This window comes from Salinispora mooreana, from assembly GCF_000379065.1.
Taxonomy (GTDB): Bacteria; Actinomycetota; Actinomycetes; order Mycobacteriales; family Micromonosporaceae; genus Micromonospora; species Micromonospora mooreana.
Genome location: NZ_KB900614.1, coordinates 3459070 through 3471557, shown reverse-complemented (window position 1 = coordinate 3471557; position 12488 = coordinate 3459070). Strand labels below are relative to the sequence as shown.

Sequence of the window (12488 nt, the reverse complement as noted above, 5' to 3'; positions counted from 1 at the left end):
GACGCTCATCCGGTCGAGCTACGCCCCAAACTCGACCAATCGCATGAAATCGCCGGCACGTCGGGTGATAGGTGCCCTGATTGTCCGACCCGCAGGGCCGGTTCACTACCCTGCGTAGTTTTACCATGGGTCTTCCGTGCTGTGGTCCCCGCCGGTCCGTCGATCGGCGGCGGCGACCGGGCCGGAGCGGGGGGTACTGAGCGCCTCCAGCACCTCGACGCGGGCGGCACGCGGTCGCGGCGGTGGCGCTGGGGCGGTACTCTCGCCCGACTCGCCGCCAGCGGTGCGACCGGCGGCGGTCACGATGGCGGCGAGCCCGGTGGTGATGGGGACCGCGGCGATCAACCCCAGCGTGGCCACCGCACTACGGACGATCTCCTGGGCGAGGAATTCGCTGGTAAGGATCTGGCTCACCGGTCGCGAGTCGGCGGTCAGCAGGAGCAGCACCGGCAGCGAGGCTCCGGCGTACGCCAGCACGATGGTGTTCACCGTGGAGGCGATGTGGGCCCGACCGACCCGGGTGGCGGAGCGGTAGAGCTGGCGGCGGGACAACTCCGGGTTGGCGGCTGCCAGCTCGGTCACCGTGGCGGCCTGGGTGACGGTGACATCGTCCAGTACCCCGAGCGAGCCGATGATGATTCCGGCCAGTAGCAGACCATGCAGGTCGACGTTGCTCTGGAACATCGACAGCGTGATCGCCTCCTCGCTGCCGTACCCGGTCAGTCGGGTGGCGGCGGTGGCGAGGGTGCCGAGGAGGCCGGTGAGGATCAGGCTGCCCAGGGTGCCGAGAACCGCCACCGATGTCTGCGCGGTCACGCCGTGGGTGAGGTACAGGACCACAAACATGATCAGTGCGGCGCCGACCACCGCGACCAGTAGCGGCGACTGGCCGGCGCTGATCCCCGGCAGGACGAACGTCAGGAGGACGGCGAAGCTCGCCGCCAGGCCGGCGAGGGCGGCCAGCCCGCGCCAGCGGCCGAACGCCACGATCGCGGCGGCGAAGAGCGCCACCAGCCAGAGCAGAGGCTTGCCGCGCTGGTGCTCGGCGATGGTGTACATGCTCGTGGTCGGGTCGGTGGGGTCGGTCAACTCGACCAGGATGATCTCGTCGTTGACGGCGATGTCGGGGGCGCCCGGTCCGGCGGGAATCGGCGTGCCGACCTGACGTCCGGCGTCCGGCCCCTGCTCGACGCGGACGGTCACCTCGCCACAGGGGCCGTCATCGGTGGTCAGCCCGGGATCGGGCGGCGCCGGGGTGGGGGGACAGGGTTCGGTGACCACCCTCGTCACGGTGCCGTGGTAACGGGGTGGCTCGGCGCCCGGTTCGGCCGTACGGGTGTCGCGCGGCCAGAGGGCCACGGCGGCGACCAGGGTGGCGAGGAGTAAGGGGACCACCGTCGCGACGAGGATCCGTCGCACCCGGGGTGGGGTGGACGGAGCGGGTCGGGTGTGGTCGACGCCCATTAATCCTCCCAACGAGTACCGGGCGAGTAACGGGACGGTACGGGTCAGCCGCGCTTCATCAGCCGGCCGACGGCAGCCATCATCTCGGTCGCCATCTCGTCGGCTCGCCCCTCGGCCGCCCCCTCGTGCAGGCAATGCCGGGCGTGCCCGTCGAGCAGCCCGAGCGCCACCTTATCCAGCGCGGCCTGGATCGCGGAGATCTGGGTGAGGACATCGATGCAGTATCGATCCTCCTCGACCATCTTCTCGATCCCCCGGACCTGCCCCTCGACCCGGCGCAGCCGGGTGAGTAGCTGGTCCTTGCTGGCGGTGTAGCCGCGGACCGGGGCGGGGTCGGGTCTGGTCATGCGGATCAGAATACCGTACCCCTGGGGGGTATGTTAAAGTCGCTGGCAGTTACCCCCTGGGGGTATCTACCCAGGGGCTGGCCTGGCGGAAAGGGGAGGGTTTTCATGATCACCACCACGTACCAGGTACAGGGCATGACCTGCGGGCACTGTGTTTCCGCGGTCAGCGCCGAGGTGGGTGGGCTTCCGGGTGTGGAGCAGGTCCAGGTTGACCTGGCGGCTGGCCGGCTGACCATCACCAGCCAGCACCCGATGGAGGTCGAGACCGTACGCGCCGCGGTGGACGAGGCCGGCTACGACCTCGTCGACGCCTGACCCGCGTCGAGACCGAGGCCCGCATGAAAACGGCGACGAAGCTCACCGCCTTCCTGCTCGGTCTCGCGGCGGTGTTCGGCGCGGCGTACGGGGTCGGTCAGGTAACCGGCCCCGGCACCCCAGCCGTCGAGATCCACCACGACGACCCAGAGCACGCAAACCCCGAGCATGACGACCCCGGCTCCGGACCCCTCCCTCCAGGGCACGGGCCCGACCGGTAGGGAGCGCGATGACCACCACGAGCAGCCCGAAGCCGCGGGCCGCCAACCAGATCGAGCTGTCCATCGGCGGAATGACCTGCGCCTCCTGCGCCGCCCGCATCGAGAAGAAGCTGAACCGGATGCCCGGCGTGGACGCCACGGTGAACTATGCCACCGAGAAGGCCCGGGTCGCGTACGCCGACGGGGTGACCCCGGATGACCTGATCGCCACGGTCGAGAAGACCGGCTACACCGCCGTCGTACCGCCGCCACCGGCAGCCGCAGCGGTGCCCACCGCCGAGCCGGCCGACGAGCTGCGCGGACTCGGGACCCGGCTCTGGGTCTCGGCCGCGCTCACCGTGCCGGTGATCCTGCTGGCGATGGTGCCGCCCTGGCAGTTCACCTACTGGCAGTGGCTGTCGTTGACGCTGGCCGCCCCGGTGGTGGTCTGGGGCGGCCTACCGTTTCACCGGGCTGCCTGGGTCAACCTCCGGCACGCCGCGGCGACCATGGACACGTTGGTGTCGCTGGGCACCCTCGCCGCGTTCGGTTGGTCGCTCTGGGCGCTCTTCCTCGGTACGGCTGGCACCGCCGGTATGACCCACCCGTTCAGCTTCGCCGTCGTCTCCGGCGGCGGCGCGGGCCACATCTACCTGGAGGTGGCCGCTGGCGTCACCACCTTCATCCTCGCCGGCCGGTACTTCGAGGCGCGCGCGAAGCGCACCGCTGGCGCCGCCCTACGCACCCTGCTGGAGCTGGGTGCGAAAGAGGTGGCGGTGCTGCGCGGAGACGCGGAGACCCGCATCCCGATCGACCAGCTTGTGGTGGGGGATCAGTTCGTGGTGCGCCCCGGCGAGAAGATCGCCACCGATGGCGTGGTGGTGGCGGGGAGTTCCGCGGTCGATGCCAGCATGCTCACCGGTGAATCCGTGCCGGTCGAGGTCAGGGCCGGCGACGCCGTGGTGGGCGCCACCGTCAACGCGGGTGGGCGGCTGGTCGTGGCGGCCACCCGGATCGGCAGCGACACGCAACTCGCCCAGATGGCCCGACTGGTGGAGGCTGCGCAATCCGGCAAGGCGGCCGTGCAGCGGCTCGCCGACCGGATCTCCGGGGTCTTCGTCCCCGTCGTGATCGCCCTCGCTGCCGCCACCCTGGGCTGGTGGCTGGGGAGTGGAGCCGGCCCGACCGCCGCCTTCACCGCTACGGTAGCTGTGTTGATCATTGCGTGCCCCTGCGCTCTGGGCCTGGCTACCCCCACCGCGCTGTTGGTCGGCACCGGTCGGGGCGCGCAGCTCGGCATCCTGATCAAGGGTCCGGAGGTGCTGGAGACCACCCGGACGGTGGACACGGTCGTGCTGGACAAGACCGGGACCGTCACCGCTGGCCGGATGACCCTGGTGGACGTGGTCGCGGCGAGCGGCGTGGAGCGGGCCGAGCTGCTTCGGCTCGCCGGGGCTCTGGAGGTCGCCTCGGAGCATCCGATCGCCCAGGCCGTCGCGGTGGGCGCGGCCGAGGCGGGGCCCCTGCCGCCGGTAACCGACTTTGCCAACCTCGAAGGGCTGGGCGTCGAGGGCGTGGTGGCGGGCCATCGCGTGCTGGTCGGCCGGCTTCGACTGCTCCGGGAGCGGGGACTGGACGTACCGGAGGAGCTGGTGACGGCCGGTGCCACGGCGCAGGCCACCGGTGCGACGGTGGTGCTGGTGGCCTGGGATGGGCAGGCCCGCGGGCTGCTCACGGTCGCCGACGTGGTCCGGCCGACCAGCGCGCTCGCGCTCCGACAACTGCGGGAGCTGGGCCTGAGTCCGGTGTTGCTCACCGGCGACAACGAGACCGTCGCCCGGGCGGTCGCGGCCGAGGTCGGGATCGATGAGGTGGTCGCGGAGGTGCTGCCCGCCGAGAAGGTGGCGGTCGTCCGGCGGCTCCAGCAGGAGGGCCGGGTGGTGGCGATGGTCGGTGACGGGGTCAACGACGCCGCGGCGCTGGCCCAGGCCGACCTCGGGCTGGCGATGGGCACCGGTACGGATGTGGCGATCGAGGCCTCCGACCTGACCCTGGTGCGGGGTGACCTGACCGCCGCCGCCGATGCCATCCGGTTGTCCCGGCGGACCCTCGCGATCATCAAGGGCAACCTGTTCTGGGCGTTCGCCTACAACGTGGCGGCGCTCCCCCTGGCCGCGGCCGGTCTACTCAACCCGATGATCGCCGGAGCCGCGATGGCCTTCTCCTCGGTCTTCGTGGTCGCCAACAGTCTCCGGCTGCGGGGTTTCCGCCCGCTGTCTCAGCTGTCGGCGGGACTCCGGTCTCCCCGGCCACCCCGGTGACGAGGAGTCTCCCAAGCTCACGCGGTGAGCGTGTTTGGCGAAGCTGCCGGGTGGGTACGCGTCCTGCCGGGACTGCTGTGTCCCTGGAGCCGTCGCCGCCGGGCCCGCCCCGCCGTGGGGGCGGGACGTGTCCCACCGTCGGGTCCACTCGTTGCCAGGACAACGCCGTGTGGCGGCGTTGACAGCAACCGGGGATGCCGCGGTGTGAAACGGGGGTGAGTCGGGGTGTCGAGGTGCGTGGTGATCGCGCGGCGCGCCGCCGCGGTGGCGGCGCTGGCCGTGCTGGTACTGAGCGGTCACGGCGAGCAGCGCGACGCGGGCAGCCCAGCCACTCCACCCGCGCCGGTCACGACGAGCCGCTGACCGCACCGCCCACGGCGTCGGCGACGATCTTCGCCCGCCTGTCCCGGTGCCGGTCAGGTGGCCAGGATGACGGTCATCGCCGTGTAGCTGGTCAACAGCAGGATGCCCTCGAAGCCGAGCCGCCCCCAGCCGTATGCCTGCCGCACCAGCAGGCCGCCCAGCAGGATCGCGGTCATGAACAGCGCACTGGTGGTCACGAAGAGCTGAGGGTCACCGGCGGCGTGGTAGATCGAGCCGCCGCGGTAGGCCACGTCGCCGACCACCAGGTTGAGGGCGTCCAGACTGTTGCCGCCGAGGACGGCGGCGATGGCCAGGGTCGGGGCGCCCCGGCGGACCGCCGCCACGGCGGTAACCGTCTCCGGGAGGGCGTTCACCGCGCCCATCAGGATCGCCCCGACGAAGCCCGCGCTCAAGCCGGTGACCAGCACCAGACTCTCGGCGGCCCGGGCGATCGCCCAACCCCCCACCGCGACCAGCAGGCCCACCGCCGCGAAGCGCACCCAGAGCCGGCTGGAGCTGGTCCGGTCGAGGCTGCCGTGCTCCTGGGTGATGTCCGGCAGAGTCTCGGCGGTGGCGACGGCCCGCCACAGCGGACTGGCTCCGGAGCGGCGGACCAGATGCAGGCCGCCGAGGTAGGCGGCGACCAGAGCGAGTGAGGCGGGGTGCAGACCGGCCACGGTGACATCCGGTGCGTAGCGGCCGAGCAGGGCCAGCGAGAGCAGCACGATGAGTAGGACCCCGAAGAGCACGTTCGACAGTGATGCCGAGGCATGCTCCAGGTTGGCCCGGCGGTGGAAGGCGTCCGCCACGGCGACTGCGGTGGTCTGGGCGGCGATCCCGCCGACCGCGTTGCTGTAGCCGAGCTGCGGCTGCTCTGCCGCCGCGGTGACGGCGGTCATCACGATGCCGGACAACGAGGTCGCCAGCCCGATGAAGACCGCGCCGAAGAACGCCTCACCCCAGCCGGTCCGGTCGGCGAGGGTGTCGCCGAGGGCGACCAGGCGGATGCTGCCCAGCACCGTGAGGGTCCCCGCCACCCCGAAGACGGCGATGCTCGGCCCGGTTGGCCACGGCAGGCTGGTCAGTACGTCCGGCACCGGCCGGGGATTCCCAGATCTGTCCGATCGAATCCGGCAGTGGCGGATGTCCGGATCGCAAACTCCACGCCGGGTTGGCCGTTTTGCCGATACCCGAACAGCCCGATGCCTATGGTTTCTACGGGGTTAGCGTAAGGAGAGCAATCGTGAGTATTTTCCATGGAACTGTCGGTTTTTACCGGCATTTCCGGCCAGACGTTCCGGAGGCGGTGGCCGATATCCTGGACGCCGCGGCCCCCGTCGGTTCGCCGCGGCGTCTGCTCGACATCGGCACCGGTGTCGGCCTCGCGGTGGAGGCTCTCCGGGGCCGGTTCGATGACATCATCGGCATCGACCCCGATCCCGAGATGCTCACCGTGGCCGAGAACGCACTCCGCCCGCGGCTGCCCGCCGGCGCCCAGCTACGTTTCGAAGAGGTCACCGCGGAGGAGTTCGCCCCACCGGCCGGATGGCAGGCCGACCTGGTGACGATCTGTCGAACGTTCCACTGGCTCGACCAGACGCGGGTCCTGAACCAACTGGACGCACAGGTCAGCCCGGACGGCGTCGTTGCGATCTTCGCCGACAAGAGCTTCTGGGCAGCCCACCATGACTGGGAGATGGCCGTCCGGAGGGTCATCCAGGACTTTCTCGGCGAGGAACGCCGGGCGGGCTCGGGCACGTTCCACGAGCAGCGGCGTCCCGATAGTCAGGCGCTGCGGGACTCGCCGTTCAACCAGGTCGAGGAGTCCGTCGTGCCGGTGCACCGGACCTGGACGGCCAACAGCATCCTTGGCTACCTGCACTCCACCACGTTCGCCGAGCCAGAACTCTTCGGCGACCGGATCAATGAGTTCGACAACGCGGTCCGCGCCGCCCTGGCCCGGTGCAGCGACACCGACACCTTCGTCGAGGAGAACGAGTTCCTCATCCATCTCGGCCGCCGACCGAGCGTGCGGCGGTGACCAGACCCGGTGACACTAGGTCTCGGCTGAAGGGCCAACCGCGGGCGCAACCGCTGGCGTTCCACCGCGATCACCGCGGTCGTGGCCATGGTGCCCGCCGGTGTGGCCGCCGCGCCAGCGGCGGCCGAACCGGCCGAGGGCGCATCGGTTGACTACACCTCGTTCGTCAACCGGTTCGTGTCGACCGCCTGCGCATCACGCTGTCGCCGATCAGGGTGTAGCCCGGACCAGGTAGACCACGTCCGGTACGCCAGTGTCGGTCGGCGTCTCCCGCAGCTCCAGATCGCCGAAGCGGTCCCGGAGTCGCTGCTCGAAGGCATCGTCCCGGCTCGCGCTCCAGATCGCCAGGACACCCCCCGGTCGGAGTCGGCGGGCCACCAGGTCGAGCCCGCGCTGGGCGTACAACTCGGCGTTGGCCTCGAAGACCAGCCAGTTCGGGCCGTTGTCGGTGTCCAGGCAGATGGCGTCGTACCGGTCGTCGGTGTCGGCCAGCCAGGCGAGGATGTCCGCCTCGATGATCCGTACTCGGGGGTCGGTCTGCACGGCGCCGGTGAGGTGGCGCAGGTGGCGGGTGTGCCAGTCGATCACGGTGGCCTCGATCTCGACCACATCGACGGCGGCGAGCCGTGCGTGCTCGACCGCGCGCAGCAGCGAGAAGCCGACGCCGAGACCGCCGATGAGCAGCCGGGGCGCCGATGCCGTGCACCTGCTCATCGCCGCGTCAACCAGCAGCCGCTCGGAGCGGCCGTCCGCGGTGTCCATCAGGAAGACACCGTTGCTGATGACCTCGTAGCGGCCGTTCGTCTCGCGGAGCACCAGCTCGCCCCGGCTGGTGGTCACCCGGTCCAGGGTGACCGGCGGTTGCCGGAAATCGTTCACGATAAGTACCCCCCGCGGGACGTGTGTGACGGACGGGTCAGGCGGGCCAACGCGTCGCATCACTATAGGCGCCGGTCAGCGAACCGACTCGGGGAGTTCTGCGTCCTAACCTCTCATGGTGGACGCAGACGACGGGGAGTTGTTGCGCCTCGTCGGTACGGGGGACCGCAGGGCGTTCCGAAACGTCGGAGACAGCAGATGGAGCCCGTCTTCGTCGGGGACACCCTCTACGCGACGAGTCGGATCCTGCACAAGCGGCGGTCGCGGTCCCGTCCGGGCAACGGGATCGTGACGGTGGAGACAACGGGCACGAAGGCGACCGGAGAGCTGGTGGTCGTCTTTGAGTGATCCTTCCTGGTTCGGTGCCGGGAGGAGGGCTGAGCCCGCTGCCGGGAGGCCGGTTGTCGCCGCCGGGCTATGGCACCTGGAAAGGTGCCATAGCCCGGCGACTACTTACCGCGTGCGGGAAACCGTGGGTCGGCGCCGATGACCCGATCTGGCAGGATGTGTCGGCATGACGAGCGAGAAGCAGGCGAAGGCCAGCCACCGCGGCATTCCCAGCAGCAACGAGTTCCGTGAATTCATCGGCTCCGGATGGGCCAACCCCGACCGGGAGCCCACCCCCCGCGCCGCCGTGGCCGACCACGCCGCCCGGCGCCGGGCCGCGCTGTCGCAGCAGTTCCCCGGCGAGCGGCTCGTCATCCCGGCCGGTGGGCTGAAGGTGCGCAGCAACGACACCGACTACCCGTTCCGGCCACACACCGCCTTCGCCCACCTCTCCGGCCTCGGCGCGCACACCGACCCGGACAGCGTCCTGGTGCTCGACCCGAAGCCGGGCGGTGGCCACCACGCCATCCTCTACTTCCGGCCGCTGGCTCCGCGAGACAGCGAGGAGTTCTACGCCGACTCCCGTCGCGGCGAGTTCTGGGTGGGTCCGCGCCCGAGCATCGCCGACCGGGAGTCGGAGCTGGGCATCACCGCGCGGCACATCGACTCGCTCGCCGACGACCTCGCCAAGGACGCCGCCGCCGCCCGGCTGCGGGTGGTCCGGACGGTCGACTCGCGCCTTACTGAGCTGGTGGAGAACGTCCGCACCCAGGCCGGCGCGACCGATTCGGAGCAGGAGCGGGAGGAGGCGGACGTGGAGTTCGCCCGGCACCTCTCCACCATGCGCCTGATCAAGGATGAGTGGGAGGTGGGCGAGATGCGCAAGGCCGTCGCCGCCACCCACAGGGGCTTCGACGCGATGATCGCCTCGCTGCCCGAGGCGGTCCGCAAGGGCCGCGGCGAACGCTGGGTCGAGGGCGTCTTCGGCCTCTACTCCCGGCACGAGGGCAACGGCGTCGGCTACGAGTCGATCTGCGCCTCCGGTGACCACGCCAACACGATCCACTGGACGAAGAACACCGGCGAGGTTCGCGAAGGCGACCTGATCCTGATCGACTGTGGGATCGAGATCGACTCGCTCTTCACCGCCGACATCACCCGTACCCTGCCGGTCACCGGTCGCTTCACCGACGTGCAGCGCCGGATCTACGACGCCGTGTACGAAGCGCAGCAGGCCGGTCTGGCCGCGGTGAAGCCGGGCAACAAGTTCAGTGACATCCACGCCGCGGCCAACGCGGTGATCGCCCGAATCCTGCACGAGTGGGGGCTGCTGCCCGAGGGAGTCACCCTGGAGCAGACGCTGGACGGGGAGAAGGGCGGCTGGCACCGCCGCTGGATGGTCCACGGCACCTCGCACCACCTGGGCTTGGACGTGCACGACTGTCAGCTGATGCTGCGCGAGAAGTACATGGACAGCGAGTTGCAGCCGGGCATGATCCTCACCGTCGAGCCGGGCCTCTACTTCAAGGCCGACGACCTGCGGGTGCCGGCGGAGTTCCGCGGCATCGGCGTGCGGATCGAGGACGACGTGCTGGTGACCGAGGACGGCTGCGAGAACCTCTCCGCGGCGATGCCCCGAACCTCTCACGAGGTGGAGGAGTGGATGGCGCGGGTCTGGGCGAACGCCTGACCCACCCCGAACACCGGACCACCGTCGTCCGAGGCCCACGACCGGCCCCGTACGACGTGGCCCGTGACCGCCCGTACGACGTGGCCCGCGACCGGCGCACCGGTCGCGGGCCACGCTCAGTTGCTCCGCGACCGTAGTCGTAGTTCCACTCCGAGGTGGAGTAGGTCGCCGCGGGGGAGACGGTGATCGACCCCGAGGTGGTCCGTCAGCTGTTGCGCCGCCGCTCCGATCCGAGGCGGCGGCTGACCGCCCGTGAGCTCGAGGTGCTCGCGCTGATGGCGCATGGCCACCCCAACGACATGATCGGCCGGCAGCTACCCGTCACGGACGCAGCGGTCAACAAGCCCATCGGCAACTTCTTCAGCAAACGTTTCCTGCCGGTCACCACCGACGGCCACCGGCGGGTACTATCGGTGCTGGTTTATCTGCGTAACGTAACAGCAGGACCACCGAGGTGACCGGCCGGACGATCAGACACCGCCGCGGGCCACCGAACCGATCAACTGGCGCTCGGTGTGGGTCATACTCAGCATGACCCACTGCACCTTGCCCCTGGTGATCAGGCCGACCATTTCCGGGTGCAGCTGGGTGAACCAGCTCTGCACGCTCACCAGCCCCAACGCGCTCGCCGCCGTCGCCGCCTCCGCCGCCGTCAGCCGCTGAAGCAGCACGATGTCGCTGCCTATCAGGGCGTTGGCGTCCCAGCCGGCCAGGTCGTCGCGGACTACCAGCGTGGCACGCCATGGCCCGCCGAGCCCCGGGTCGGTGCCGGTGACCGGGCCGGTGTCGACCACGATGAGCTGTGGTTCGGTCGGGTTGGCCGCGGCCGGCGGCGGGATGCCCGGCGGCAGAAACGAGGCGATTTCCCGGCCGATGACGCAGCGCCGCAGGAAGGCGTCCCACTCCCGCTCGCGTCCCGTCTGGATGAAGAGCCGGGCGCCGAGCGCGATGGCGCGGAAGGCGATCAGCTGGGCGCTGCGGACGCCGCCGGTCAGCATCAGCCGGGTCGGCTCGGCGCGGAACAGGCGTAGCCCCACCGGCGCCTGCTGCCGGTTGCGACCCACGACCAGGCCACCGCCGCCGGCGACCAGGCGCAGGCCACCAACGGACACGGCGTCGGTGCGGTGTAACCCCATCCGACTGTCCGGGAAAGCGACACTCTTCACCGCAGGAAACCTCCGAGCGGGAGCGTGGCGGCCACCCCGTGGGCGTGCTCGCCGTCGAGTCGTTGCAGCCGACCGCCGTGACGGCGGATCGACTCGTGCAGGGCCTGGTCGGCGGCGGCCAGAGCATCCGGTCCGCTGCCCAACAGCCGGAAGGCCGCCTCCATGGCGAGGTCGTCGCCCGCCCGGCTGGCGGCGATCGACACCACACCCCCGGCGGCGGGGAGTCCCCGCAGCAGTGCGTCGATCTCCCACTGCCGGCTGGGCCAGTCCAGCAGCCGGTGGCAGCTCTGCTGGGCGCCCGCGGTCGACCAGGCCCGCCAGGACTCGCGGGCGACAGGCTGCTCGCCAACCCCGCCCGGCGCTGCGCGGGTCAGGTGGGTGAGGGTGGTGACCGCGGCCAGCACCTCGTCCTGGTTGAGCATCCGCGCCGCTACCCGCTCCTGCCGCAGCAGCCGCCGGGTCCGCCGAATCACCCCGGTCAGCGTCGGGAGTAGGTCGCGGTCGGCGTGGAAATCGGGGGTCCGCGCTGCCTGGAGCACCACCCACGCCTGCCGGCTGGCCGGCACGTCCCCATTGGTCAGTTCCCGGTACGCCCGGTCCACCGTCGCCGCGCCGGGGCGGGCCCGTGGTGTCGGGGTCACCTGGATCAGCAGCTGCACCACCACCGGCGGTGCCTTCGCGTCTGCCGGCGGCAGGAGCGCAGCGGGGGAGGGCAGGGCCTGCGGAGCGCTCATCAGCAGGGCCCCCTCGGTGGGGTCTACATCGAAGACGACACTCAGCCCAGCCGGGTGGGTCAGCAGCACTGCCGGCTGGTCGTCGATCTCGACGTCTTCCAGTTCCACGCCGCGCCCCAGCTCGGCCAGGAGGTGTCGGGCCGGGTCCGTGCCGACCGGGGTCAGCTGCCGGTGTCGCCTCCGGAAACCCCACCAGACCGAAACCCACTGGTGCAGCCAGCGGCCACGGAAGCGGATCGCTGTCGGGGCGAGCACCAGCACCGCCACGGCGGTGATCACGGCGGTGAGTGCCATGCCGTGCCGCGTGGCGGCGAGTACCGCCGCCACCCCGAACTGCCACGCCACCAGCTGGAAAACGGTGATACCACCGATCCGAAGCGGAGGCCGGTACGGGCGCACCTGCCGGGCTGCCGAGATGTCGGGCGTGGGTGGTACCTCGACCGCGGTAGCGGCGGTGGCCGACGAGGCGGGGGCCGCCTGCGGCGGCGACGCGGCCGTCGCGACGGCCGCCGAGTGCGTTGTCGCGCTGGCCTCCGTCACCGGGTTGGCCTGTGCCGCCGGGTTGGCCTGTGCCGCCACTGCATGACCGGGCCCGCTGTCCGCCTGGCTCACCGGCCGTGCGGGCGCCGGCGCACCGGCCT

Annotated in this window: 12 protein-coding genes and 2 pseudogenes; 8 read left to right on the top strand and 6 right to left on the bottom strand. The window is 70.9% G+C overall.

The genetic code is table 11. The features are described 5' to 3' along the window. Positions 1-120: 120 nt before the first annotated feature. Complete coding sequence (locus tag SALPAC6_RS0116565) at positions 121-1464, bottom strand: YibE/F family protein (protein WP_018254492.1); 1344 nt, start codon at positions 1462-1464, stop codon at positions 121-123. A gap of 44 nt (positions 1465-1508) precedes the next feature. Beyond that, positions 1509-1811 (bottom strand): metal-sensitive transcriptional regulator, encoded by a 303-nt coding sequence (locus SALPAC6_RS0116560; RefSeq protein ID WP_018254491.1) that lies wholly within the window; start codon positions 1809-1811, stop codon positions 1509-1511. 105 nt (positions 1812-1916) lie between these two features. Between SALPAC6_RS0116560 and SALPAC6_RS0116555 the strand changes: the two genes are divergently transcribed. The 4 genes from SALPAC6_RS0116555 to SALPAC6_RS30825 all read left to right on the top strand — a co-directional run bounded on the left by SALPAC6_RS0116555 (position 1917) and on the right by SALPAC6_RS30825 (position 5010). Further along, positions 1917-2126, top strand: coding sequence for a heavy-metal-associated domain-containing protein (locus tag SALPAC6_RS0116555; RefSeq protein WP_018254490.1), 210 nt, complete (start codon positions 1917-1919; stop codon positions 2124-2126). A gap of 23 nt (positions 2127-2149) precedes the next feature. Beyond that, positions 2150-2347: a hypothetical protein gene (locus tag SALPAC6_RS0116550; protein WP_018254489.1), complete on the top strand. Its 198-nt coding sequence runs from the start codon at positions 2150-2152 to the stop codon at positions 2345-2347. 8 nt (positions 2348-2355) lie between these two features. After that, the gene (locus SALPAC6_RS0116545; protein ID WP_018254488.1) at positions 2356-4647 is read left to right on the top strand and encodes a heavy metal translocating P-type ATPase; all 2292 of its coding nucleotides are present in this window, start codon (positions 2356-2358) and stop codon (positions 4645-4647) included. A gap of 240 nt (positions 4648-4887) precedes the next feature. Further along, the gene (locus SALPAC6_RS30825) at positions 4888-5010 is read left to right on the top strand and encodes a hypothetical protein (protein WP_263404777.1); all 123 of its coding nucleotides are present in this window, start codon (positions 4888-4890) and stop codon (positions 5008-5010) included. 53 nt (positions 5011-5063) lie between these two features. On the opposite strand, the gene SALPAC6_RS0116535 is transcribed toward SALPAC6_RS30825, so the two are convergent. Further along, complete coding sequence (locus SALPAC6_RS0116535) at positions 5064-6107, bottom strand: sodium:calcium antiporter (protein WP_018254486.1); 1044 nt, start codon at positions 6105-6107, stop codon at positions 5064-5066. Positions 6108-6253: 146 nt separating this feature from the next. Here SALPAC6_RS0116535 and SALPAC6_RS0116530 point away from each other — a divergent pair, with 146 nt between their 5' ends. Next, positions 6254-7051: a class I SAM-dependent methyltransferase gene (locus tag SALPAC6_RS0116530; protein ID WP_026189749.1), complete on the top strand. Its 798-nt coding sequence runs from the start codon at positions 6254-6256 to the stop codon at positions 7049-7051. 210 nt (positions 7052-7261) lie between these two features. Here the strand turns inward: SALPAC6_RS0116530 and SALPAC6_RS0116525 are convergent, their stop codons facing one another. Then, the gene (locus tag SALPAC6_RS0116525; protein ID WP_018254484.1) at positions 7262-7930 is read right to left on the bottom strand and encodes a spermine/spermidine synthase domain-containing protein; all 669 of its coding nucleotides are present in this window, start codon (positions 7928-7930) and stop codon (positions 7262-7264) included. A 201-nt stretch (positions 7931-8131) separates the two neighbouring features. Between SALPAC6_RS0116525 and SALPAC6_RS28705 the strand changes: the two are divergent. From SALPAC6_RS28705 to SALPAC6_RS0116510, 3 genes and pseudogenes are all read left to right on the top strand, one after another. Continuing rightward, positions 8132-8278, top strand: a pseudogene (locus SALPAC6_RS28705) (MaoC family dehydratase); the annotation flags it as partial. A 166-nt stretch (positions 8279-8444) separates the two neighbouring features. Then, positions 8445-9947: an aminopeptidase P family protein gene (locus SALPAC6_RS0116515; RefSeq protein WP_018254482.1), complete on the top strand. Its 1503-nt coding sequence runs from the start codon at positions 8445-8447 to the stop codon at positions 9945-9947. 164 nt (positions 9948-10111) lie between these two features. Then, positions 10112-10405: pseudogene (locus SALPAC6_RS0116510) on the top strand (LuxR C-terminal-related transcriptional regulator); the annotation flags it as partial. A 12-nt stretch (positions 10406-10417) separates the two neighbouring features. Here the strand turns inward: SALPAC6_RS0116510 and SALPAC6_RS0116505 are convergent. Together SALPAC6_RS0116505 and eccE are read right to left on the bottom strand one after the other, a co-directional pair. Beyond that, positions 10418-11113 carry a hypothetical protein gene (locus SALPAC6_RS0116505; RefSeq protein WP_162561481.1) on the bottom strand — a complete coding sequence of 232 codons (696 nt, stop codon included), beginning with the start codon at positions 11111-11113 and terminating at the stop codon, positions 10418-10420. Next, positions 11110-12426 (bottom strand): type VII secretion protein EccE, encoded by a 1317-nt coding sequence (eccE, locus tag SALPAC6_RS0116500; protein WP_026189747.1) that lies wholly within the window; start codon positions 12424-12426, stop codon positions 11110-11112. The genes SALPAC6_RS0116505 and eccE overlap by 4 nt, the downstream gene beginning before the upstream one ends. Positions 12427-12488: the final 62 nt, after the last annotated feature.